Source organism: Streptomyces ossamyceticus, from assembly GCF_001418475.1.
Classification (GTDB): Bacteria; Actinomycetota; Actinomycetes; order Streptomycetales; family Streptomycetaceae; genus Streptomyces; species Streptomyces ossamyceticus.
Window position 1 is genome coordinate 31541 of record NZ_LIQX01000159.1, and the last position, 22676, is coordinate 54216.

Genomic DNA, 22676 nt, shown 5'->3' on the forward strand with positions numbered 1-22676 from the left:
GGCCCCTGCTGATACCCGGCGGTAACAGGGCAATCGTTCTCGGCCGTTGACTTCCGTTACCCGTGGTACGGATGATCCGCGCATGGCGACGAACCCGATACCCCAGTTCCCGGCCGGCTTCCTGTGGGGCGTCTCGACCTCCGCGCATCAGATCGAGGGGGCCGCGGACCGGCGCGAGCCCTCCGTGTGGGACGCCTTCACGGCCGAGGAGGGCCGCGTCAAGGACGGCTCGAACGCGGCGGTGGCGTGCGACCACTTCCACCGCTACCCCGAGGACGTGGCGCTCCTGCGCGAGCTGGGCGTGGACGCGTACCGCTTCTCGGTGTCCTGGCCCCGGGTGAACGCCCCCGGCGGACTGGACTTCTACGACCGGCTGGTGGACGAGCTGGCCGGGGCGGGCGTACGCCCCGTGCCGACCCTCTTCCACTGGGACCTGCCGCTGTCGCTCCAGGAGGCGGGCGGCTGGCTGAACCGGGACACCGCCGAGCGGTTCGCCGAGTACGTCGCCGTCGTCGCCGACCGCCTCGGTGACCGGGTCACCAAGTGGATCACCCTCAACGAGCCCGCCGAGCACACCCTGCTGGGCCATGCGCTGGGCACCCACGCGCCGGGCAAGCAGCTGATGTTCGACGCCCTCCCGGCCGCCCACCACCAGCTGCTGGGCCACGGTCTGGCCGTACGGGCGCTGCGCGCGGCCGGGGCCTTCGACATCGGCATCGCCAACTCGCACGGGCCGACGTGGGCCGCGTCCGCGGAGCAGCCGGACGTGGAGGCGGCGGCCTTCTACGACCTGCTGCTGAACCGGTTGTTCGCGGAGCCGGTGCTGCTGGGCGAGTACCCGGACGGAATCGGCGAGCTGATGCCGGGCGGCGACGTCTCGGCGGACCTGAAGGTGATCTCCGAGCCGATCGACTGGTACGGCGTCAACTACTACGCGCCGACCCGGGTGGGCGCCCCCGAGGGCACCGACATCGAGTTCGGCGGTGTGACGATCCCGGCCGAACTCCCCTTCACCGTCAAGGAGATCGAGGACGTCCCGACGACGGACTTCGGCTGGCCGGTGGTGCCGTCGGGTCTGACCGACCTCCTCACCGCCTTCCGGGACCGCTACGGCGACCGGCTGCCGCCCGTGGTCATCACCGAGAACGGCTGCTCGTACGAGGGCGTCGACGACCAGGAGCGCATCGCCTACCTGGACGGCCACGTCCGGGCGCTCCACCGGGCCGTGGAGGCGGGCGTCGACGTCCGCGGGTACTTCGTGTGGTCGCTGCTCGACAACTTCGAGTGGGCGGAGGGCTACGCCCGCCGGTTCGGGCTCGTGCACATCGACTACGCGACGCTGGAGCGGACGCCCAAGGCGTCGTACGGGTGGTACCGGGACCTGCTCAGAGCGCAGCGCCGGGCATGACGACGACACAGCCGGTCGACGCCCTGGCCGAGCCCGTCGCCCGGGTCGGCGGGGGCTGGACCGCCTCGCTGGCCCTGGCCAACGCGGCGATCTGGGTGGGCTGGTACGGCCCGCTGCAGATCCTGCTGGCCTCCCAGGCGGAGCACTTCGCGCCGGGTGCCGGGATGTCGAAGGAGACGATGCTGGCCTGGGTGACGGGCGCCGGCGCGGTCGTCTCCCTGGTCGCCACACCGCTGTTCGGCGCGCTGTCGGACCGTACGACGTCCCGCTGGGGGCGCCGTACGCCGTGGATCGTGGCGGGCGCGGCGGGCGGCGCGGTGGCGCTGCTGCTCCTCGCGGGCGCGGGCGGGCTGTGGACGATGGCGGCCGGCTGGTGTCTGGTCCAGCTGACCCTGAACGCGTCCTGGGCGGCGGTCACCGCGGCGGTGCCGGATCGGGTGCCGAGGCTCCAACGGGGCGCCGTGGGCGGCTGGTTGGGTGCCGCGCAGATCCTGGGCGTGGTCGGCGGCACGGGGCTCGCGACGTTCGGCGGGGGCGTCGGCACGGGGTACGCGGCGTGCGCGGTGTTCACTCTGGCGGGCGTGCTGCCGTACGTCCTGCGCCACCCCGATCCGCGGCTGCCGGTGACGGACCGGCCGGTGTGGTCGTGGCGGGGCTTCCTCGCCGGGTTCTGGCTGAGCCCGCGCCGCCACCCGGACTTCGCGTGGGCGTGGCTGACGCGTTTCCTGGTGAACCTGAGCAACGGCATCGGCCTGCTCTACCTGCTCTTCTACCTGCGGGACCGCGTCCGGTACCACGACCCCGAGCAGGGGGTGCTGATCCTCACGGCGGTGAACGCGGCGATGCTGCTGGCGACGGTGGTGGTGGCCGGGGTGTGGTCGGACCGGGTGGGGCGCCGCAAGCCGTTCGTGTACTGGTCGGGGCTGCTGATGGCGGTCGCGACGGCGCTGATCGCCGGCTGGCCGACCTGGCCCGGCGCGATCGTCGCCTCGGCGCTCCTCGGGCTCGGCTTCGGTGTGTTCGCCTCCGTCGACTTCGCCCTCATGACCGATGTGCTGCCCGAGGCGCGTGACCGGGGCAAGGACCTCGGTGTCATCAACATCGCCAACTCCCTTCCCCAGGTGGTCGCGCCGGTGATCGCCGCGCCGATCGTGACGTACCTCGGCGGCTACCGGACGCTGTACCTGGTGGCCGCGGTGATCGGGCTGGCGGGGGCGGTGTTCGTGGGGCGGATCCGGGGAGTGGAGTAGATCACCCGACACACAGTCGGCGCACAGGCAACTCATTCACGCGTTCGACCCTCTTCTGTGACGACCACCCCCGTCGCTGAAGGGACGCCCTGTGCCCACGCGTTCACCGAGATCCGCCCTCACCCGCCCCGCACGCCGTGCGATGGCCGTGCTCGCCGTCTCCGGCACCCTGCTCGCCCTGCCGTCGCTCGCGGCGCCCGTCGCCTTCGCGGACGGGGCGCCGCCGACCGATCTGCGGGTCGACGCGAACCGGGACGGCCAGGTCGACGTCACCGGCACGACGGACAACGCCGGTGAGAACGGCTGGACGGTCGGCCGCGGCGCGCTGATGCTGCCCAACATCGACGACGACACCAAGCGCTGCCCCACCAAGGGGTCGGGCGGCAAGCCGCTGTCCGACGCCAAGCTGGCCGCCTGCAACGACGCCTCCGACACCAAGGTGAACGGCTCGGCCGACGCCGCCGACCTGGCGCGGATCCGCTCCGTGCCGATGAGGAGCCTGCCGGCCGGCGCGCAGGGCACGGTGAAGGTGACCGCCGGCGCCGACAAGGCCCGCGTCTTCCTGAAGCGGGCCGACACGTGGGTGCCGGTCACGTCGAAGACCCGGCTGACGCGTGCCGAGCTGCGGGCGGGCGTGGAGTTCGGCGTCGAGGCGCGGGACGTCATCCGGGACACCGCCAAGTGGGACGGCACCGCCCGGATCCGGCTGACCGTGAAGTCCTCCGCGGGCACGTCCTCCGACACGGTGACCCTGCGGGTGGCGCCGGTCCTCACCCACCACCACCTGCAGAACGCACAGCAGATGCTGGTCACCAAGATCCCCGGCACGGACGACTACGCGAAGCTCAACCGCGACTTCCGCGAGGGCCTGGACAAGGCCGCGCGGGCCGCCGGCATCACCAAGCCGACGATCAACTTCACCAAGTACCAGGACATCTGGGCGCAGGACTTCGTGGAGCCCGGCTACGTCAGCATGACCGGCGCGGACGGGCGGCGGCACGTCATGCGGGTGCTGCTGCGCTCGGCGCAGATGGACCGCGAGGCGGGCCGGGAGCTGTTCGAGAAGCTGCGCGGCCCGAACGTCGGCGCCGTCCAGGTGACCGGCGCCCGCCCCTCCGAGGAGTGGACGCTCAACTCCATGGGCAACGTGGAGACGATCCCGCCCTACGCCCACGGCGACCGTTCCTTCCCGGCGGGCCGGATCATCATGGGGCACCGCCCCGACAGCGGCTCCAAGCCGGCCAAGGTGATGCGGACGTTCCTGAAGTCGCAGGGCCTTCAGGACCCGCTGTTCCTGGACACCTCCTGGCTGCACGTGGGCCACGTCGACGAGTTCGTGCAGTTCCTGCCCGCCGACACCCCGCGCGGCTGGAAGCTCGCCGTCGCCGACCCCGAGGCGGGCCTGAAACTGCTGCGGGACGCCAAGGCCGCCGGGCACGGCTCGAAGCGGATGTTCTCGCTGCCGGTCGGCCCGACCGAGACGATCAACGAGGCCCTCGCCTCCAAGACGCTGGTCTCCGACAACAACCTCGCCACGCGCCGCATCGAGGCCAACCTCGCGATCCTCAAGCGCGAGACGGGCGTCACGGACGCCGAGGTCGTGCGCGTGCCGGCTCTGTTCACCCAGGGCCGGGAGCAGCGGGGCGAGTCGGGCGACGAGAAGCTCCGCCTGCCCCGGCTGAGCCGCCTCGGCGCGGGCGCCGAACTCCCCGACGTGGCCCGTGACCACGGCCAGCAGCGGCAGCTCGACCGGGCCGTGCCGGGCAGCGCCGCCCCGTCCGCGAACGGCGCCGTCGGCAGCCCCGCCGCGCCCGCCCCGTCGGTCATGACCAGCGCGTACGTCCCCGGCGCCGTCAACGGCATCGTCCTCAGCCGGACCCACTACCTGGCGCCGCGCCAGTGGGGCCCCGTCATCGGCGGCAAGGACATCTTCACCGAGGCGGTGACGGCCGCGTACACCGCCGCCGGCATGAAGGTGTCGTACATCGACGACTGGGAGACGTACCACATGGGCATGGGCGAGATCCACTGCGGTACGAACACCCTGCGCGACGCGTCGGCCGCCTGGTGGACGCGATAGCGGACCCCGCGCACCCGGCCTGAACGTGCCGTCGCCCCCGGTCGCCGGGGGCGACGGCACGTCCGTGTCCCGGAACCTGGGGGAAGGTGAAGTGGGTTGCCGCTGGGGGCTCCTGATGCGAGGTCACTAGGATGGGCGCGCACGGTGACGGGGTGACGGAGGGCGGGTCATGGCGAGCGGTGGTCGCGACGAGGACTGGCTGGACCTGGCCGATGCCGTCGAGGTGCTGCGGACGCAGCTCGCGGAGGCGCAGCGGCGCGGGCAGGGGTCCCCGCTGCGGTTCGTGGTGGGGGAGATCACCGCGGAGTTCGAGGTCGAGCTGGTGCGGACCCGCAACGGCGGCGGGGCGCTGCGGTTCGGTGTGGTGGAGGCCGACGCCCGCGCGGAGCGCGCGACGCGGTCGGTGCAGCGGGTCACGCTGACGCTGAAGCCGGAGCGGCACGACGGCGGTGACGTCGCCGTGGGCGACGTCGAGTAGACCGGGGCGCGCGGGGGCCGAACGGTGGAGGAGACGCAGGTCGTCCAGGTCCGCGGTGGCGCGGGCTTCGGCAGCGGCTATCTCGTCGCGCCCCGGCTGGTGCTGACCGCCGCGCATCTGGTGCCCCCGGAGGCGGACGGCGCGATCACGGTGTCCCTGCCCGGCGGGACGGAACGGTTCCCGGTGGTGGTGCGGTGGCGGCGGGACGACGGGGAGACCGTGGACGCCGCGCTGCTGGAGATCCCCGCCGACGACGGGCGCTGGTCGCCGCCGAGCACGCTGCGCGGGGCCTTCGGTCGCCGCCCGCAGCGCTGGGGCCGGTGCGTCACCGTCGGCACGGAGATCCCGGTCGCCGCCCTGGGCTTCCCCCGCCAGCAGCGGACCGCGGCCGGCCGCCGGGACCGGGAGGTGCTGATCGGCCGGGTACGGCCGCACGCCGGCCCGCCCCACGAGATCCTCGACGACGCCGGGCCCCTCCGGGCGGACCTGTCGGGGCTCGACGGTTCGACCGCCGCGCGCACCACGTCGTGGTCCGGGATGTCGGGCGCGGCCGTCTTCGCGGACGGCGGGGCCCTGCTGCTCGGGGTGGTGCAGTACGACCGCCGGCCCGGCCAGGGCACCCGGCTGACGTACACGCGCAGCGAGGACCTGCTGGCCTGCGACGGGTTCCGGGCGGTGGTGAGGCAGGCGGCCTCCGTCGACCCGCAGGCCGAACCCGCCGAGCTGGCCCGGCTGTTGGAACAGGCGCCGCCCAAACGGGAGATCGGCTCCCCCAGCATGCTGCTGCGGGCCGACGCCGAGGTCGTGTCGTTCCACGGCAGGGAGGACACCCTCGAACAGCTGGAGCGGTGGTGTCTGACGGACTCGGGCGGTTTCCCCGCCGTCCGTGTGATCACCGCCCCCGGCGGCCAGGGCAAGACCCGGCTGGCCCGGCGGCTGACGGCCCGTATGCGGGACCTGGGCTGGGTGGCGGGGCAGGTGGTCCACGACCCGCCCGACCTCGACGTGCTGCGCGGTGTCCGGCATCCGCTGCTGCTGGTCGTCGACTACGCCGAGACCCGGCCCGAGCTGGTCAGGCAGCTGCGGCAGCGCACCGAGCAGGCCCGGCACCCGGTGCGGCTGCTGCTGCTCGCCCGCTCCCTGGGCACCTGGCAGACCCGGGCCGCCCGCGGTCTGCGCGAGATCCGGCTGCACGCCCTCAGCCCCGCCGCACCCGACCGTGAACACGCCTTCCGTACGGCGGCCCGTGACCTGTCCCGCCGGCTGGCCGAGGCCACCGGCGACCCGGACGTCGACTGGGCCGGGCTCGCCGAGACCCTCCCGGCCCGCCGCGCCACCGCCGCCCCGGGCGCCGAGACGGCGCTGACCGTGCAGATGGCGGCCCTCGCGGCGCTGCTGCGCCGGGTCCGGCTCCCCTCGCAGGACGGGGAGAGCCTGGAGGCGGAGCTGCTGGAGCACGAGACGAAGTACTGGCACGAGAGTGCCGACCGCCGGGGTCTCGGCCGGCTCGGCGACGGGCTGCTCGCGCGGGCGGTGGCGGCGGCCGTCCTGTGCCCCGCGCTCGGCGAGGCGGAGGCGCACACGACCGTGGCGCGGCTGCTGCCCGCCGAGTCGCCGCTGCTGATCGCCGAGGTCGCCGCCTGGCTGCGCGACCTGTACCCGTCGGCCGACGACCGCTACTGGGGCCAGTTGGAGCCCGACCGGCTGGCGGAGACCCACGCCTGCGAGCAGATCCTCCTCGACCCCCGGCTGCTCGGGCTGCTGTTCGACCGGGCGCCGGACCACCAGCGGGTGCAGACCCTCACCGTGCTGGCCCGCGCGGCCGTCGCCCACGCCAACGCGGGCCGCGCGGAGGAGGCGTACACCGTCATCGACCGGCTGCGGGCGACGCTGCGCTCGGTGCCCGCCGACGCGCCGCTGACCGCGGCCGTGCTGCGCGCGCACTCCGACACGCTGCCCGAACAGTCCCATGTGCTGCGGGAGTACGCCCTCGACGTCGCCCGCGCGCTGAGCGGGCTGTGCGGGGCCGCGGGGGACGACCCGCGGGCCCTGCGAGACCGGGCGTGGGCGCTGCACAACCTGGCGGAACGACAGTCGGCGGTCGGCGACTGGGCTCAGGCCCGGGAGGCGGCCGCCGCGGCGGCGGAGCTGCGGGAGCGGCTCGCGGCCGACGGGACGGCGACCCACCGCACGGAGTGGGCCGACTCGCTGCTGATGCTCTCCCAGGCCCTGCGGATGACGGGGAGCCCCGCGCGGGCGTACGACGTCGGCGACCGGGCGCTGGACCTGTTCCGCGCGCTCGCGGAGGAGGCGGACGAAGCGGGCGGCGAGGAGGGCGGTGAGGAGGTCGAGCGACGCGGCAGCGGACTCGTGCGGGCCCTCATCCACCAGTCCCAGGTGGTCTGGCGGCTCGACCCGAGCGCGCTCGGCTTCGACCAGGTCGCCCGGTCCGACGACCACAGCGCCGAGGCCGTCCGCCGGGCCCGGGACCTGGTGACGCGGCGGCCCGATCTCGATCCGCTGCTGCTCACCCGGGCGCTCACGGAGCGGGGCGCGAACCTGTGGCGCTTCCAGCGGCATCCGGAGGCGGTGTCGCTGAGCGAGGAGGCGGTCGAGGCGTCCCGGCGGCTGGCCGGTGAGAACCCCGACGCGTACACCGCCGACCTCGCGCGCGCCCTGATGAGCCTCGCCGTCGACCTGGACTCCGCCGGACGCCCGCACACCGAGTGCATGGCGCTGCTGCGGGAGGCCATCGCTCTGATGCGCCCCCTGGCCGAGGAGCTTCCCGCCGTCCACCGGCCCACCCTGACGCAGATGCTGCACAACCTGGCCTGGGAACACCACCTGGCGGGCGACGACACCGCCGCGCGGGCCCGTGTCGACGAGGCGATCGAGCACCGCCGGGCGATGGCGCGGGAACCGTACGGGACGACGATGCCGGCCCTCGCCCAGTCGCTCGGCACCCTCGCCACGTTCCTCTCCCGCGCCGGCGCCCACGAGGAGGCGGCCGAGCGGGCGCGGGAGGCCCTGGAGGTCTACGCGCGCGCCGAACCGCTCAGCGCCAGCGACCTGAACTCGCGGTCCGGCACGGCTCTGGGGCTGGCCCGTTCCTACGACGTCCTGGGCCGCCCGGCCGACGCGCTCGACGCGCTGAACGAGGGGCTCGCCGTCCGGCGGCGGCTGAGCGAGTACGCCCCGAGCCTGTACACCGAGGGCTACGCCAACGCGCTCCACGACCTGTCGGACCTGTACTGGCGCCATGACCGGCAGATCGCCGTACGGATCGTGCTGCGCCAGGCGCTGCCGCACTACCGGCGGCTGGCCCGGGTCGACGAGGGCGCGCGCCGGGGGCTGGCCGAGTGTCTGCACGACCTCGGCTCCAGCTACGGGACGTCCTGGGCACTGGCCGACCGGGCGGTGACCGCGCTGCGCGAGGCGTACTGGCTGCGGGGGGAGCTGGCGGCCGCCGACCCGGCCCAGAAGGAGCAACTGGCCGCGACGTGCGCGGCGTTGTGCCGGGCCCTGCTGAAGGCGTGCGTCTTCCCCGAGGCCGCGCGGGTCGCGGAGCACGAGGTGCGGCTGCGACGCGGGTTGCTCGCCGCGGACCTGGACGGCCAGGAGTGGCCCTTCTGTTTCGCCCTGCTGCGGCTGGCCAACAGCCGGGCGCGGGCGGGCGAGGACGCGGCGGCCTGGCGGACCGCGCTGGCAGCGGAGGAGGCGTGCGCGGCGCTGCTCGCGCGCCCAGGTCAGCCGCCGGAGGACGCCGCGTGGCTGCTGCACGGGCTGGGCGAGACGCTGAGCCTGTGCGGGCGGCACGACGTACGGCGGGCCGCCCGGGCGCTGCGGCCGGCCCGGCGGGCCCTGCGCCTCTACCGGGACGTGGTGGCGGGGGACCCGAGCAAGGAGAACGCGCTCAGGTGGATCGTCGACGGGCTGGCGAAGGCCCTGGAGCGGGTCGGCCACCATGCGGAGGCCGTCGACGTGCAGATGCGAAGAGGAGTGTGACGCGATGACATCACCGTCGGACGACACCGGGCGGACCGGGCGGGAGGAGTTCCGGGAGGAGTCCGTCGAGGACATCCGGCGGGACGAGGAGAGCGCCGCCCGGCCGGCGGAGCTGTTCTACGGCAACGTCGGCGAGTTCGTCACGGACCGCTTCGTCCACTTCGTCTCCCGCCCGGCCCCGGGCTCCGGACGGGTGTGGTGTCCCGAGTGGTACCGGCACGCCGAGGCGCTGTCCCGGCTGGACTCACTGTGGCGGGCCTGGGAGGCGCTGCGCTGGGACGCCGGACCCGGCATGTCCAACTGGTGGGTCCACCACCTCGACCCGACGGTGCGGGCCCTGCTCGACCCCGTCGCCGGCCCCTTCGGGCGGTGCGTGGACGGGCACAGCCCGCAGGAGCCGCTCCCTGTCGAGACGCCGCCGGCCGGGCTGTTCGACGACCAGCGTCTGCCGACGTCGAGGAACCCGTTCGCCCTCGACTGAGGGTCGGGTGGCTCAGAAGCCGAGGCGGCGCAGCTGCTTGGGGTCCCGCTGCCAGTCCTTGGCGACCTTCACATGGAGGTCCAGGAAGACCGGGGTGCCGAGCAGTGCCTCGATCTGCTTGCGGGACTTGATGCCGACGTCCTTCAGGCGCTTGCCCTTGGGGCCGATGATGATGCCCTTCTGGCTGGGGCGCTCGATGTAGACGAAGGCGTGGATGTCGAGGAGGGGCTTGTCGGCGGGGCGGCCCTCACGGGGCAGCATCTCCTCGACGACGACGGCGATGGAGTGCGGCAGCTCGTCGCGGACGCCCTCCAGCGCGGCCTCCCGGATGAGCTCGGCGATCATGACCTGCTCGGGCTCGTCGGTGAGGTCGCCCTCGGGGTAGAGGGCGGGGCCCTCCGGCAGGAGGGGGACGATCAGGTCGGCGAGCAGGTCCACCTGCTGGTCGGCGACGGCCGACACCGGGACGATCTCGGCCCACTCGAAGCCCAGCTCCTTGCCGAGCTGGTCGATGGCGATGAGCTGCTCGGCGAGCCGCTGGCCCTCCACGAGGTCGGTCTTGGTGACGATCGCGATCTTCGGCGTCTTCTTGATGGACGCCAGTTCCTTGGCGATGAACCGGTCACCGGGGCCGAGCTTCTCGTTCGCCGGGAGGCAGAAGCCGATCACGTCGACCTCGGCCCATGTGGTGCGGACGACGTCGTTGAGGCGCTCCCCCAGCAGCGTGCGCGGCTTGTGGAGGCCCGGGGTGTCGACCAGGATCAGCTGGGCGTCCGGGCGGTGCACGATGCCGCGGACCGTGTGCCGCGTGGTCTGCGGCTGGTTCGCCGTGATCGCCACCTTCTGGCCGACCAGAGCGTTCGTGAGGGTGGACTTGCCCGCGTTGGGGCGGCCCACGAAGCAGGCGAAACCGGCGCGGTGGGCGGCCTCGGCCGGCTGCTCGGATGACTGGGTACGAACGCTCATGGCGCCCATTGTCCCTGATCCCCGGAGCCGCCCCGTACCGGACGTGTCCGGTGAGCTTTCCGAAACCCTCACGCAACGAAACGTCACGGAAACACACCTGTACGCAACCGGAAACGCATGCCGGTGAACCTCTGACGAGCCCCGCACCCGTACCCGCTGGAGAAAGGCCGTGACGACCGTGACCCTGGCCGCGCCCCTCGCCGCGCCCGTCGCCGGGCCCCTGGCCGCGAAAGGCATCGACACCGGCGACACCGCCTGGCTGCTCGCCGCCACCGCCCTCGTACTGCTGATGACCCCGGGCCTGGCCCTCTTCTACGGCGGCATGGTCAGGACGAAGAGCGTCCTCAACATGCTGATGATGAGCTTCGTGTCGATCGCCCTGGTCACCGTGGTGTGGCTGGCGGCCGGGTACACGCTCGCGTTCGGCGACGACGCCTTCGGCGGCCTCGTCGGGAACCTCGACCACCTCGGCATGGCCGGTCTCGGGCCGGACAGCGTCCAGGGCACCGTGCCCACCCTGCTGTTCGCCACCTTCCAGCTGACCTTCGCGATCATCACGGCCGCCCTCATCAGCGGCGCCGTCGCGGACCGGGCGAAGTTCGGGGCGTGGCTGGTCTTCGTACCGGTGTGGGCGCTGCTCGTATACGTTCCGGTCACCCACTGGGTGTGGGGGCCGGGCGGCTGGATCGTGAGCGACCTGGGAGCCCTGGACTTCGCGGGCGGTCTGCCGGTGGAGATCACCTCCGGTGCCTCGGGCCTCGCGCTGTGCCTGGTCCTCGGCCCCCGCCTGGGGTTCAAGAAGGACGCCATGCGCCCGCACAACCTGCCCATGGTCGTGCTGGGCGCGGGTCTGCTGTGGTTCGGCTGGTTCGGCTTCAACGCCGGCTCCGCCCTCGGTGCGAACGGTCTCGCGGCCGCCGTGTTCCTCAACACCCTCGCCGCCGGCTGCACCGGCCTGCTGGGCTGGCTGTTCGTGGAGCAGCGGCGCGACGGCCATCCGACGACGCTGGGCGCGGCCTCCGGCGCCGTCGCGGGTCTCGTCGCGATCACCCCGTCCTGCGGCTCGGTGTCGCTGCTCGGCGCGCTGGTCGTCGGCCTCGCCGCCGGTGTCGTCTGCAGTTACGCGGTGAGCTGGAAGTTCCGGCTGAACTACGACGACTCCCTCGACGTCGTCGGCGTCCACCTGGTCGGCGGGGTCATCGGTACGGTGCTCATCGGTGTCTTCGCCGTCGAGTCGATGACCGGCGGCCCGCAGGGTCTGCTGCACGGCGGCGGGCTCGGCCAGTTGGGCAGGCAGCTGGTGGCCGTGGTCGCCGTCGGGGCGTACGCGTTCCTCGTGACGTACGGCGTCGGCAAGGTGATCGACCGGCTGCTGGGCTTCCGCGCGGACGAGGAGCACGAGCACACCGGCCTCGACCTTACGGTCCACGCCGAGACGGCATACGATCACGGCGTCCTGGGCCACGGCGCCCCGGTCGGCGCGTCCGTTCCGTCCTCCACTTCCTCCACGCAGAAGGCCAAGGCTTAAGGCATGAAGCTCATCACCGCGATCGTCAAGCCGTACCGCCTCGACGAGGTCAAGACCGCCCTCCAGGAGATGGGCGTGACCGGTCTGACCGTCAGCGAGGCCAGCGGCTACGGGCGCCAGCGCGGCCACACCGAGGTCTACCGCGGCGCCGAGTACCAGGTCGACCTGGTCCCCAAGGTGCGGATCGAGGTCGTCGTCGACGACGCGGACTCCGAGGCCGTGATCGAGGCGATCGTGAAGGCCGCGCAGACCGGCAAGATCGGCGACGGCAAGGTGTGGGCGCTGCCCGTGGAGACGGTGGTGCGGGTCCGCACGGGCGAGCGGGGCCCGGACGCGCTCTGACGCGCGGGGCCGGGAGCGAGGGTGAGGGGTGGTGCCGCCGGACGGGCGGCACCACCCCTCAGCCGTTCACGTTCGCGATCAGTCGAACACGAACGGGCCGGGCGACTGCGGTCCGCTCGCCGTGCAGTTCACGGGGAAGCCGAAGACGACCATCTGCAGGGAGCCGCCGTACGCCTCCAGGCTGTCGCCGGGGGCGACGGTGCCGGTGAGCGGGCCGACGACCATGCCGTCGCCGGCGGCCAGCGCCGGGTTCTCGGTGCCGGTGAAGGAGGTGGTGCCGCCGCCCGCCTTCACGAAGGTGAGCGTGGACTGGATGGAGTCCTCGGCGAAGGCGATCGGTGCGGTGATCTCCGAGGAGGAGAGGGTCACGGTGGCGGACGTGCCGTCCTGGGTGGCCGTGAGCGTGGCCGCGCCGGAGCCGCCGATCGCACAGGTGGCGTTGATCGTCGCGGACTGCGGGGTGACGGCCGCGGCGCTGGGTGCGAGAGCGAGGCCGGTGACGGCGAGCGTCCCCGCGGCGAACGCCGCGCCGACTCCGAGTCGTATGCGTCTCATCGAGCGATTTCCCTTCCCTTGCACGGGAGTTGCACGGGGCTTGGGGACAGCCCCGTGCGGCCCGGTACGGGCATTGCCATGTGGGGGCGGAACAACGCGCGGCCGCGCGGCGGAATCTGACGGTCCGCCATAGGAACGGCTCCATTGAGACGCGCGGCGCCTGAGATTGCAAGAGAAGCTGTGCCAGTCGCACTCAGGGTCGACCAAAGTGGCCGAAGGCTTACGTCGGTTGCATACTCAACCACTGCGGGAGGGGCGAACGCGCGGGCGTTTGGTCCCGTCCCGCGCGGGATGTCGGCGGCCGGAACCGGGTGTCCACTCGCCCGCGCGTGGAACTCGCACCGACCCGGACGACTGTTACCGGCCGTAACACTAGGGTGGGGACGGCCCCGGCGGGGCTCAGCCCGCCGTCACCGTCGCCCGCACCGTGCCGTCCGGACCCGCTAGCAGTACCGGGGTCCCCGCGCCGCCGAGGTCGCGCACGGCCGCGCGGTCCTCCTCGGAGACGGCCTCGGAGTCGCTCACCACGGCCGCCGCCTCCAGGGACTTCGCGCCGGAGGCCACCGCCATCGCGACCGCGGTGCGCAGCGCGCTGAGCCGCAGGGAGTCCAGTGCGACGGTTCCGGCGACGTACGTCCGGCCCGTCTCGTCGCGTACGGCCGCGCCCTCGGGCACGCCGTTGCGGGCCCGCGCGGAACGGGCCAGGGTGACGATCTTGCGGTCCTCGGGGTCGAGCGTGCTGCTGTCGGTCATGAGCCGAGCATACGTAGCCGCGCGGCCGGCACCCGCGCTCACCCCGCCACCGGGTACAGGACCCCGCGCCTGCCCTCCGGCGAGACCAGCCGCTCCAGCTTGGCCGCGGTGTCCGCCTCGTCCAGCGGGGTGTGGAGCACGATGGTCAGATCCGGGCGGGCCGGCATCTTCATCACACTGGACTCCAGGCAGAGCAGCCCGAGCACCGGATGGTCCAACTCCTTGCGGATCTGCCCGGCGTCCTCGATGTCCCGCCGCTCCCACAGATCCGTGAACTCGGGGCTCGCCGCCATGAGCCGGGCCAGCAGCTCGCGCAGCCCCTCGTCGTCGGGCGTCGCCGAGCACGCCGCCCGGAACTGGGCGACGACCGAGCAGGCGTTCGCCTCCCAACTCCGGGACCGGGAGCGGTACATCGGGTCGGTGAAGAAGTCCAGGAGGCAGTTCTGGGTGACACCGGGCCGCATCCCGAGGACGAGGGCGGCCGCGTCGTTGTGGAGGACGCTGTTGTAGTACCGGTCCATGATGTGCGCCGGGTACGGCATCCACGCGTCCAGCATGCGCCGCAGCCCGTCGCACATGTCCCTCCGCTCGAGCTCCGCCTCGGGGACGGGCGGGTTGAGCCCGGCGAGGAGGTACAGGTGCCGCCGTTCGGCGCCGCTGAGCCGCAGCACCCGGGCGACGGCGTCCAGGACCTGCGGGGAGACGGAGATGTCCCGCCCCTGCTCCAGCCATTGGTACCAGGAGGCGCCCACGCCCGCGAGGACGGCGACCTCCTCACGGCGCAGACCGGGCGTGCGGCGCCGGGCCCCGCCGTCGGGCAGCCCGGCGTCGGCCGGGGAGACCCGGGCCCGCCTGCTCATCAGGAACTCACGCAGTTCGGTGCGGCGGTGCGTCCTGCCCGCCGCGGTCCCCGCGACCACTGCCACGTCTCCTACTCCCCCGGTTCGACTCCATGCCGACACCCGCCCTGCCGCCGAGCGCCGGCTGGTGGTGCCACCACCAGGACAACTGCCCGCTCCCCACGGCTATTCCGGCCGCCGCACTGTCTTCCCATGGCAATCGACACCAAGTCCCCGCCCGCCGCCGGCGGACGCACCGCCCTGTCCCCACGCGACCGTCTCGTCCTGTTCGTGCTGTGCGCCGCCCAGTTCATGGTCGCGCTCGACTTCTCCGTCCTGAACGTGGCGCTTCCCCTCCTCGGCCCGGACCTCGGCATGAGTCCGTCGGCGCTCCAGTGGGCGGTGACGGCGTTCGCGCTGCCCTCCGGCGGTTTCCTGCTCCTCTTCGGCCGGGTCGGCGACCTGTACGGCCGCCGTCGGCTGTTCCTCGCCGGGCTGGCCGTGTTCGGCGCGGCCTCGGTGCTGGCTACGTTCGCCTGGGACCCTGCGTCGTTCCTGGCGGGCCGCGCGCTCCAGGGCCTCGGCGCGGCGGCGATCGTGCCGACGGGCATGTCGCTGCTGACGACCACGTTCCCGGAGGGGCCGGCCCGTGACCGCGCCCTCGGTGTCTCGGGCACCGTGCTGTCGCTGGGCTTCACCTTCGGGATGGTGGCCGGCGGGGTGATGACCGACGTGCTCGGCTGGCGCTCCACGATGGGTCTGCTCGCCGTCTTCGCGCTGCTGGTGCTGCCGCTGGCCCCCGGTCTGCTGCCCGAGTCCCGCACCCCGGAGCGCCCGCGGCTGGACGTGCCCGGCGCGATCACGGTCACCGGTGGTCTGCTGGCCGTCATCTACGCCCTGTCCACGGCGGCGGAGCGCGGCTTCGGCGGTGCCGACGTGATCGGCACCCTCGTCGTGGGCCTCGCCCTGCTGGTGGCCTTCGTCCGGATCGAGTCCCGTGCGGAGGAACCGCTGGTGTCCCTGCCGATGCTGCGGCGCCGGACGGTGGCGTGGGGCAACCTGGGCGGTCTCGCCACCTTCTCGATGATGTCGACGGTGGTCTTCGTCCTGACGCTCTACCTCCAGGAGACCCTGCGGCTGTCGGCGTTCGAGACGGGCCTGGTCTTCGGCACCCAGGGGGTGCTGTCGGCGGTGGCCGGCACGTACGCCCCCCGGGTCATCGGCCGCCTCGGCGCCCGCCGCACCCTGGTCGTCTCCCTCGCCGGCCAGGGCCTGCTGACCGCCGTCCTGCTGGGGGTCGGCGAGGCCGGCTGGTCGGTGTGGCTCGCGGTGACCGCGGTCTCCCTGGCGAGCATGTGCCACCTGGGCGCGATCATCTCCTACGGCCTGACCGTGACCTCCGGTGTCCCCGACCACGAACAGGGCCTCGCCACCGGCCTGGTCACCTCCACCCAGCAGGTCGGCATCACCGTCGGCATCCCGCTCCTCGGCGTCCTCGCCACCACCTCGGGCGATCTGCTCGCCGGGGTCCACCTGGTCCTCTCCCTGGACACGGCGATCGTCCTGGCGGCGGCGGTTCTGGTCGCAGTGGGCCTGCGCGCGCGGCGCGGCGCGTCAGGGACGGTCGAGGCGCAGCCGCTCGGCTCGCGGTAGCCCGGCCACGACCAGGTCGTAGGAGTCCTCGATGAGCTCCCGGACAACGGCGTCCGGGAGATCGCCGTCGACCGTCACCGTGTTCCAGTGACGCTTGTTCATGTGGTAGCCGGGGGCGATCAGGCCGGGGTGTTCACCGCGCAGCCGGACCGCGTCCTCGGGGTCGCACTTGAGGTTGACCTTCAGGGGCCGCTGCTCCGTCCAGCTCAGCGCGAACATCTTGCCGAGGACCTTGAAGACGGAGATCTCCGGCCGGAACGGGAAGTCCTCGACGGCCTCCTCGAAGGACAGGCAGAAGGCGCGCAGGTCGTCGGGGCTCACTCCGCCTTCGCCTCCTCCTCCGCCGGCCCGACCGGGCCGATCGGCTCCACCAGCACCGTGACGATCTTGTTCCGGCGGCCGGCCGCGGCCTCCGCGGTGAGCCGCAGTTCCCGCCCGTCGGGCAGTTCCACGACCGAGGAGGCACCGGCAATGGGCACCCGCCCCAGCGCCTTGGCGAGAAGACCGCCGACGGTCTCCACGTCCTCGTCGTCGTAGGCGTCGAGCCCGTACAGCTCGCCGAGGTCGGTGATGTCGAGGCGGGCGGTGACCCGGTGGCGGTCGTCGCCGAGCTCCTCCACCGGGGGCAGCTCCCGGTCGTACTCGTCGGTGATCTCGCCGACGATCTCCTCCAGGATGTCCTCGATGGTGACGATGCCGGCGGTGCCGCCGTACTCGTCGATGACGACGGCGACGTGGTTGCGCTCCTGCTGCATCTCGCGGAGCAGGTCGCCGGCGTTCTTGGTGTCGGGGACGAAGACGGCGGGGCGCATGGCCGTGGAGACCAGTTCGTTCTCGGCGTCGCGGTTGATGTGCGTCCTGCGAGCCATGTCCTTGAGGTAGACCACGCCGACGATGTCGTCCTCGCTCTCCCCGGTGACGGGGATGCGGGAGAAGCCGGACCGCAGGGCGAGGGTGAGCGCCTGACGGATCGTCTTGTACCGCTCGATGACGACGAGGTCGGTGCGCGGGACCATCACCTCACGGACGAGGGTGTCGCCGAGTTCGAACACCGAGTGCACCATGCGGCGCTCCTCGGCCTCGATCAGCGACTCCTGCTCGGCGAGGTCGACCAGGGCGCGCAGCTCCGCCTCGGAGGCGAAGGGGCCGCGGCGGAAGCCCTTGCCGGGGGTGAGCGCGTTGCCGATGAGGATCAGCAGGGCCGGGACGGGGCCCATGATCCGGGCCAGCGGCAGCAGCACGTACGCCGCCGCCGTGGCCGTGTTCAGGGGGTGCTGGCGGCCGATGGTGCGCGGGGAGACGCCGACGGCGACATAGGAGACGAGGACCATGACGCCGATGGCGACGGCCAGCGCCTGCCAGGTCGCGTCGAACTCCTTCAGGCACGCATAGGTGACGAGGGCCGCGGCGGCCATCTCGCAGGCCACGCGCACCAGGAGCGCGACGTTCAGATAGCGGGTCGGGTCGGCCGTGACCTGGGCGAGCTTGGCGCTGCCGCGCCGCCCGGACCGTACGGCCTCCTCGGCCCGGAAGCTGGAGACCCGTGCGAGGCCCGCCTCCGCGCAGGCGGCGAGCCAGGCGACGACGACCAGGGCGACGGCACCGCTGACGAGGGATGCGCTCATGACACGGTCGGGGCCGGGGACGGGCCGGTGAGGCCCTTCTCCGCGCGCCAGCCGTCCACGATGGCCGCCTGGAGACCGAACATCTCGGCCTTCTCGTCGGGCTCCTCGTGGTCGTAACCGAGGAGGTGCAGCACTCCGTGGACGGTCAGGAGCTGGAGCTCCTCGTCCATGGAGTGCTGCGTGGCCGCTTCCTTGCCCTGCTTCTCGGCGACCTCGGGGCACAGCACGATGTCCCCGAGGAGGCCCTGCGGCGGCTCGTCGTCGTCCTTCGACGGCGGACGCAGCTCGTCCATGGGAAAGGACATGACATCCGTCGGGCCGGGCAGGTCCATCCACTGGATGTGCAGCTGCTCCATGGCGTCGGCGTCCACGACGATCACCGACAGTTCGGAGAGCGGGTGGATGCGCATCCGCGCGAGTGCGTAGCGGGCGATGTCGAGGATCGCCTGCTCGTCGACCTCGGTTCCGGACTCGTTGTTGACGTCGATCGACATGGCGCTGTGCTTGTCTACTTCCCCTTGTGCCCGGCCCTGCCGCGGCTCTTGTGGGAGCCGTTCTGGGTGCCGTGCTGGCTGTCGTACTGCTCGTACGCGTCGACGATACGGCCGACGAGCTTGTGCCGGACGACATCCTGCGACGACAGCCGGGAGAAGTGCACGTCGTCGACGCCGTCCAGGATGTCCTGGACCTGGCGCAGACCGGACTTCGTGCCGTCCGGCAGGTCGACCTGCGTCACGTCACCCGTGATCACGATCTTCGAGTCGAAGCCGAGGCGGGTGAGGAACATCTTCATCTGCTCGGGCGAGGTGTTCTGGGCCTCGTCGAGGATGATGAAGGCGTCGTTGAGCGTGTTGTGCGTCAGCAGGTAGTCCTGGGTGACGTACAGGGAGTCCTCGGCTGCCACCTGGATGCAGACGGTCTCCTCCCTGCCCGCAGGCTCGATGCTGTCGATGAATCGCATCGGCCGTCCGCCACCTCCGGCCGCGTGGTACTTGTCGCGCTTCCGCGTGAGACGGAAGGGCTCGATACCCTCGGGGAGGCGGATGTCGATGACGTGCGCGTCGTGTCGATAGGCGACCTCTCGCCCCCTGGCAAGACCAGGGGCACGCCCTTCGGCCGGCCTGCGCCGGGCATACGCGACGCCGCCCAGCGACTGCACGAGCGAGATCACATCGTCGCGAAGCAGGAGGGACGTAGTCGAGAACTGGACCCGGCAGGTGCGATTCCGCTGGGCCACGGGACCGCCGTCGGAGTCGAGCAGGCCTTGCAGAATCGCCAATCGAACGTCGGCGGAGTTGTGCAGGTAGTCGTCCGGAACGAACTTGGTGTGCGAACGGGTGCGCAGCAGGTCCAGTTCGCGCAGGACCCGAGTGACCGGATTCTCCAGAGTGATGACGTCACCGGGTGACTTGGTCCTGTTGAGAACATAGTCGGGCCCGCCCCTGTGCCGCACGGTGACACCGGGCAACGCGGATCCCAGTGCTGCGGCCAGCTCCGGGTCCTCCGTCGCGAACGACGGCGTGGTGGACCCGGTGAGACATCCGTCGCCCAGCAGCAGCCCCAAGGCGTACGGATCCATCGGGACCGCACGCTCCGGGAAGCAGACCGGCGCCGTGAGCATGGGAAGCTCATACCGGCGGGCGTGGGCGGCCCGCAGATTGCCGATCATGTCCTGGGTCTCCAGAACCCGCCATGGCTTGTCACGCCGCCTGCCGGACGCCGTGCGCACCGTCCACAGGTGCTCGCCGCAGCACAGGGTCCAGGAGCCGTCCTGGGCCATGACGCGATAGACGTCCTTCTCGCCCTGGGGGTAGACACCGAGGACTGGCGTCGGTTCGCCGTTCGAGCCGATGACCAGGTCCCCTACCTGGAGATCGCCGATGGGCCGCCAACCGTCCGGCGTGAGGACGTTGGTGAAGACGGGTTGCGCTCGGCCGCGCATGTATGCCAGGGGCGCGACCTCGATGGTTCCGGCGGCCATGAGCCGCGGGATCGAGTCGGGGTCGAGCATGTCGTGCAGCGCGTCGTACAGCGGGCGCAGGTAGGGGTCGATCTTCTCGTAGAGGGTGCCCGGCAGGAAGCCGAGCCGCTCGCCGGCCTCGACGGCGGGGCGGGTCAGGATGATGCGGTTGACCTGCTTGGACTGCAGGGCCTGCACGGCCTTGGCCATGGCCAGGTAGGTCTTGCCGGTGCCGGCGGGGCCGATGCCGAAGACGATGGTGTGCTTGTCGATGGCGTCGACGTACCGCTTCTGGTTGAGCGTCTTGGGGCGGATGGTGCGCCCGCGCGAGGAGAGGATGTTCTGCGTGAGCACCTCGGCCGGGGTCTCCTGGCCGTCGCTCTTGCCGTTCTCACTCGCTCTCAGCATGGCGATCGAGCGTTCCACTGCGTCCTCCGTCATCGGCTGTCCGGTGCGGAGCACCAGCATCATCTCGTCGAACAGGCGCTGGACGAGAGCGACTTCCGGGGCGTCGCCGACCGCGCTGATCTCATTGCCCCGGACGTGGATGTCGACCGCCGGGAATGCCTTCTCGATCACGCGCAGGAGGGAGTCGCCGGAACCCAGCACGGTCACCATGGGGTGCGCCGCGGGGACGGTGAACTGCGCTCTCGCCTTGCCCTGCGCGGGGGTGTGAGCTGTGGGTGTCTGAGTCATGGGCCGGCTCTGGGGCCGCACGTCCTCCTTGTAACGGCTCGCAGGCCCTGTGCGGGGGCTGCGCTTGCGATTCAAGGGTACGCCGGGGCACCGACAACACCGTAGGAGTTTTCGATGGTGCGGATGAGCTCCGGGGGGGGCGGTGGCTCAGCGCCAGAGCGGGGCGCCCGCCGTGCTCCCCGTCGCGGCCTCGATCCTGGCCCTGGTCTCCGTCATCACCCGCACGATGCGGTCCTCGTGGGCCGGGGTCAGGCGGGTGGTCGGCACCGAGCAGCTGATGGCGTCGCGGGCCGGGGTGTCGTAGCGCAGGGCGAAGCCGAAGCCGACGATGCCGGGGACGCCCTCCTCCCGGTCGACGGAGTGGCCGCGGGCGCGGGTGGCGGCGAGGTCGGCGACGAGGGACGCGCGGGTGGTGCGGGTGCGGGGGGTGAGCGCCTCGTACGGGCCCTCGGGCAGCTCCTCGTCGGGGCGTTCGGCGAGGAGGGCCTTGCCGAGGGCGCCGGCGTGGGCGGGGAGGCGGCGCCCGACACGGCTGATCGTGCGCAGGTACTCGTGGGACTCGCGGGTGGCCAGATAGGCCACGTCCATGCCGTCGAGGCGGGCCAGGTGGATGGTCTCGCCGAGCGCCTCGGACGCCTCGTCGAGGTACGGCCGTACGGCGCGGACGCGCGGGTCGGAGTCGAGGTAGCCGGTGCCGGTGAGCAGGGCACGGATGCCGATGCCGTAGAGGGAGCCGGTGGTGTCCGTCCGGACCCAGCCCCGGCCGATCAGCGTCTGGAGCAGCGCGTACATCGAGCTGCGCGGGACCCCCAGCGCGTCCGCCAGTTCCTGGAGCCGGGCCGGCCGGTCGCCGCGCGCGGCCAGCAGCTCCAGCAGGTCGAGGGTGCGCGCGGCCGATTTCACCTCACGGACGCCCCCCGCGCCCTCTGTCTCCGCCATGCGCCGATCGTAAGCGGCCGGGCCCTGCCCATTGACGCCCGTCATTCATGTACCTAACCTCCATCCTCATACATGGAGGACGTCTACATAGGGAGATGGCTTCAGGTGGGCCTCGACTCCGACCTCTCCACGGCCACGGTCCGGCGGCTGCGCGACGGCATGGCGAGCGGCGTCCTGTCGTTCCCGCTCACCAGCTTCCGCGCCGACGGCTCCCTGGACCTCGACGGCTTCGTCGTGTACCTCGACGGGCAGGTCGCCACCGGCCCCGGCGCGGTCTTCCCCGCGTGCGGCACGGGCGAGTTCTTCTCCCTGGACGAGGACGAGTACCGGCAGGTCGTGACCACCGCCGTGGAGGTGACGGCCGGGCGGGTGCCGGTGGTGGCCGGGACGGGCTACGGGTGGGCGCAGGCCGTACGGTTCGCGCGGATCGCCGAGGAGGCCGGCGCCGACGCGCTGCTGGTGCTGCCGCACTACCAGGTCGCCGCCCCGCAGGACGGGCTGGTCGGCCAGGTGGAGGAGATAGCCGCCCGGACCCGGCTGCCGCTCATCGTCTACCAGCGCGACCAGGTCTCGTTCACCGCCGACTCGCTCCGCCGGATCGCCGACATCCCGAACGTCGTCGGCCTGAAGGACGGGCACAGTGACCTCGACCGGCTCCAGCGCCTCACCCTCTCCGCCCCCGAGGGCTTCCTCTTCTTCAACGGCGCCGCGACCGCCGAGGTCCAGGCCCGCGCGTACGCCACGGTCGGTGTCCCGGCGTACTCCTCCGCCGTCCACGCCTTCGCGCCCGAGATCGCCGGGGCGTTCTTCGGCGCGTTGCGGCGCGGCGACGACCCCGCGGTGGAGAGGCTGCTGCGTGCGTTCTACGTCCCCCTCGTCGAGCTGCGGGACCGGCGGCCCGGGTACGCGGTGTCGCTGGTGAAGGCGGCGGCCCGGCTGCGCGGCCGCCGCGTCGGCCCGGTCCGCGCCCCGCTCACCGACCCCTCGGCCGCCGACCTCGCCGACCTGGAACGGCTGCTGGCCACCGGCCTCGCCCTCGCCGCGGACCTCGCCGCCACGACACCCGCCGCCCCCACCGACGCGGTGCCCGGCGGCACCGCGTCGGTGGGGGCGGCGGG

Annotated in this window: 19 protein-coding genes; 10 read left to right on the plus strand and 9 right to left on the minus strand. The window is 72.6% G+C overall.

Going from position 1 to position 22676, the window contains the following annotated elements; all coding sequences use genetic code 11:
• Positions 1-82 precede the first annotated feature (82 nt).
• From AOK15_RS13505 to AOK15_RS13530, 6 genes are all read left to right on the plus strand, one after another.
• Positions 83-1408 carry a GH1 family beta-glucosidase gene (locus AOK15_RS13505; RefSeq protein ID WP_055516262.1) on the plus strand — a complete coding sequence of 442 codons (1326 nt, stop codon included), beginning with the start codon at positions 83-85 and terminating at the stop codon, positions 1406-1408.
• On the plus strand, positions 1405-2658 hold the full coding sequence (locus AOK15_RS13510) for an MFS transporter (RefSeq protein ID WP_055516264.1): 1254 nt from the start codon (positions 1405-1407) through the stop codon (positions 2656-2658). The genes AOK15_RS13505 and AOK15_RS13510 overlap by 4 nt, the downstream gene beginning before the upstream one ends.
• A 142-nt stretch (positions 2659-2800) precedes the next feature.
• Positions 2801-4738: a protein-arginine deiminase domain-containing protein gene (locus tag AOK15_RS13515; protein ID WP_205632120.1), complete on the plus strand. Its 1938-nt coding sequence runs from the start codon at positions 2801-2803 to the stop codon at positions 4736-4738.
• Positions 4739-4907: 169 nt separating this feature from the next.
• Positions 4908-5216: a trypco2 family protein gene (locus AOK15_RS13520; RefSeq protein ID WP_055516266.1), complete on the plus strand. Its 309-nt coding sequence runs from the start codon at positions 4908-4910 to the stop codon at positions 5214-5216.
• 24 nt (positions 5217-5240) lie between these two features.
• Positions 5241-9221 carry a S1 family peptidase gene (locus AOK15_RS13525; RefSeq protein ID WP_055516268.1) on the plus strand — a complete coding sequence of 1327 codons (3981 nt, stop codon included), beginning with the start codon at positions 5241-5243 and terminating at the stop codon, positions 9219-9221.
• 4 nt (positions 9222-9225) lie between these two features.
• Positions 9226-9702, plus strand: a complete 477-nt coding sequence (locus AOK15_RS13530; protein WP_055516270.1) for a DUF4913 domain-containing protein — start codon at positions 9226-9228, stop codon at positions 9700-9702.
• Positions 9703-9714: 12 nt separating this feature from the next.
• Here AOK15_RS13530 and era read toward each other — a convergent pair whose 3' ends face one another.
• Positions 9715-10677 carry a GTPase Era gene (gene era / locus AOK15_RS13535; RefSeq protein ID WP_107099400.1) on the minus strand — a complete coding sequence of 321 codons (963 nt, stop codon included), beginning with the start codon at positions 10675-10677 and terminating at the stop codon, positions 9715-9717.
• A gap of 160 nt (positions 10678-10837) precedes the next feature.
• Here era and AOK15_RS13540 point away from each other — a divergent pair, with 160 nt between their 5' ends.
• Both AOK15_RS13540 and AOK15_RS13545 read left to right on the plus strand, forming a co-directional pair.
• A complete protein-coding gene (locus AOK15_RS13540; RefSeq protein ID WP_055516272.1) occupies positions 10838-12196 on the plus strand; it encodes an ammonium transporter in 1359 nt (452 codons plus the stop codon).
• Between the two features lie 3 nt (positions 12197-12199).
• Positions 12200-12538 carry a P-II family nitrogen regulator gene (locus AOK15_RS13545; protein WP_055516274.1) on the plus strand — a complete coding sequence of 113 codons (339 nt, stop codon included), beginning with the start codon at positions 12200-12202 and terminating at the stop codon, positions 12536-12538.
• 78 nt (positions 12539-12616) lie between these two features.
• Here AOK15_RS13545 and AOK15_RS13550 read toward each other — a convergent pair whose 3' ends face one another.
• From AOK15_RS13550 to AOK15_RS13560, 3 genes are all read right to left on the minus strand, one after another.
• Positions 12617-13093 (minus strand): hypothetical protein, encoded by a 477-nt coding sequence (locus AOK15_RS13550; protein WP_055516276.1) that lies wholly within the window; start codon positions 13091-13093, stop codon positions 12617-12619.
• A gap of 399 nt (positions 13094-13492) precedes the next feature.
• Positions 13493-13846 (minus strand): cytidine/deoxycytidylate deaminase family protein, encoded by a 354-nt coding sequence (locus AOK15_RS13555; protein ID WP_055516279.1) that lies wholly within the window; start codon positions 13844-13846, stop codon positions 13493-13495.
• Between the two features lie 38 nt (positions 13847-13884).
• The gene (locus AOK15_RS13560; RefSeq protein ID WP_055516301.1) at positions 13885-14706 is read right to left on the minus strand and encodes a helix-turn-helix transcriptional regulator; all 822 of its coding nucleotides are present in this window, start codon (positions 14704-14706) and stop codon (positions 13885-13887) included.
• Between the two features lie 192 nt (positions 14707-14898).
• Here AOK15_RS13560 and AOK15_RS13565 point away from each other — a divergent pair, with 192 nt between their 5' ends.
• Complete coding sequence (locus AOK15_RS13565) at positions 14899-16338, plus strand: MFS transporter (protein ID WP_055516281.1); 1440 nt, start codon at positions 14899-14901, stop codon at positions 16336-16338.
• On the opposite strand, the gene AOK15_RS13570 is transcribed toward AOK15_RS13565, so the two are convergent.
• From AOK15_RS13570 to AOK15_RS13590, 5 genes are all read right to left on the minus strand, one after another.
• Positions 16300-16659: an MmcQ/YjbR family DNA-binding protein gene (locus tag AOK15_RS13570; RefSeq protein ID WP_055516283.1), complete on the minus strand. Its 360-nt coding sequence runs from the start codon at positions 16657-16659 to the stop codon at positions 16300-16302. The genes AOK15_RS13565 and AOK15_RS13570 overlap by 39 nt on opposite strands.
• On the minus strand, positions 16656-17963 hold the full coding sequence (locus AOK15_RS13575; RefSeq protein ID WP_055516285.1) for a hemolysin family protein: 1308 nt from the start codon (positions 17961-17963) through the stop codon (positions 16656-16658). Before AOK15_RS13575 ends, AOK15_RS13570 begins: the two co-directional genes overlap by 4 nt.
• Entirely contained in the window at positions 17960-18457 is a 498-nt protein-coding gene (ybeY, locus tag AOK15_RS13580; protein WP_055516287.1) for an rRNA maturation RNase YbeY, read from the minus strand. Before ybeY ends, AOK15_RS13575 begins: the two co-directional genes overlap by 4 nt.
• Positions 18458-18471: 14 nt before the next feature.
• Positions 18472-20619, minus strand: coding sequence for a PhoH family protein (locus AOK15_RS13585; protein WP_055516289.1), 2148 nt, complete (start codon positions 20617-20619; stop codon positions 18472-18474).
• A gap of 147 nt (positions 20620-20766) precedes the next feature.
• Positions 20767-21558, minus strand: a complete 792-nt coding sequence (locus AOK15_RS13590; protein ID WP_055516291.1) for an IclR family transcriptional regulator — start codon at positions 21556-21558, stop codon at positions 20767-20769.
• Positions 21559-21630: 72 nt separating this feature from the next.
• Between AOK15_RS13590 and AOK15_RS13595 the strand changes: the two genes are divergently transcribed.
• Positions 21631-22676, plus strand: a 1046-nt coding sequence (locus tag AOK15_RS13595; protein ID WP_079058467.1) for a 5-dehydro-4-deoxyglucarate dehydratase, incomplete at its 3' end; no start/stop codon positions are given.

Excerpts from the sequence above, each read along its gene's own strand:
- AOK15_RS13505 (WP_055516262.1), top strand. The coding sequence starts at position 83 with ATGGCGACGAACCCGATACCCCAGTTCCCGGCCGGCTTCCTGTGGGGC.
- AOK15_RS13510 (WP_055516264.1), top strand. The coding sequence starts at position 1,405 with ATGACGACGACACAGCCGGTCGACGCCCTGGCCGAGCCCGTCGCCCGG.
- AOK15_RS13515 (WP_205632120.1), top strand. The coding sequence starts at position 2,801 with ATGGCCGTGCTCGCCGTCTCCGGCACCCTGCTCGCCCTGCCGTCGCTC.
- AOK15_RS13520 (WP_055516266.1), top strand. The coding sequence starts at position 4,908 with ATGGCGAGCGGTGGTCGCGACGAGGACTGGCTGGACCTGGCCGATGCC.
- AOK15_RS13530 (WP_055516270.1), top strand. The coding sequence starts at position 9,226 with ATGACATCACCGTCGGACGACACCGGGCGGACCGGGCGGGAGGAGTTC.
- era (WP_107099400.1), bottom strand. The coding sequence starts at position 10,677 with ATGGGCGCCATGAGCGTTCGTACCCAGTCATCCGAGCAGCCGGCCGAG.
- AOK15_RS13545 (WP_055516274.1), top strand. The coding sequence starts at position 12,200 with ATGAAGCTCATCACCGCGATCGTCAAGCCGTACCGCCTCGACGAGGTC.
- AOK15_RS13550 (WP_055516276.1), bottom strand. The coding sequence starts at position 13,093 with ATGAGACGCATACGACTCGGAGTCGGCGCGGCGTTCGCCGCGGGGACG.
- AOK15_RS13555 (WP_055516279.1), bottom strand. The coding sequence starts at position 13,846 with ATGACCGACAGCAGCACGCTCGACCCCGAGGACCGCAAGATCGTCACC.
- AOK15_RS13560 (WP_055516301.1), bottom strand. The coding sequence starts at position 14,706 with ATGAGCAGGCGGGCCCGGGTCTCCCCGGCCGACGCCGGGCTGCCCGAC.
- AOK15_RS13565 (WP_055516281.1), top strand. The coding sequence starts at position 14,899 with ATGGCAATCGACACCAAGTCCCCGCCCGCCGCCGGCGGACGCACCGCC.
- AOK15_RS13575 (WP_055516285.1), bottom strand. The coding sequence starts at position 17,963 with ATGAGCGCATCCCTCGTCAGCGGTGCCGTCGCCCTGGTCGTCGTCGCC.
- ybeY (WP_055516287.1), bottom strand. The coding sequence starts at position 18,457 with ATGTCGATCGACGTCAACAACGAGTCCGGAACCGAGGTCGACGAGCAG.
- AOK15_RS13585 (WP_055516289.1), bottom strand. The coding sequence starts at position 20,619 with ATGACTCAGACACCCACAGCTCACACCCCCGCGCAGGGCAAGGCGAGA.
- AOK15_RS13590 (WP_055516291.1), bottom strand. The coding sequence starts at position 21,558 with ATGGCGGAGACAGAGGGCGCGGGGGGCGTCCGTGAGGTGAAATCGGCC.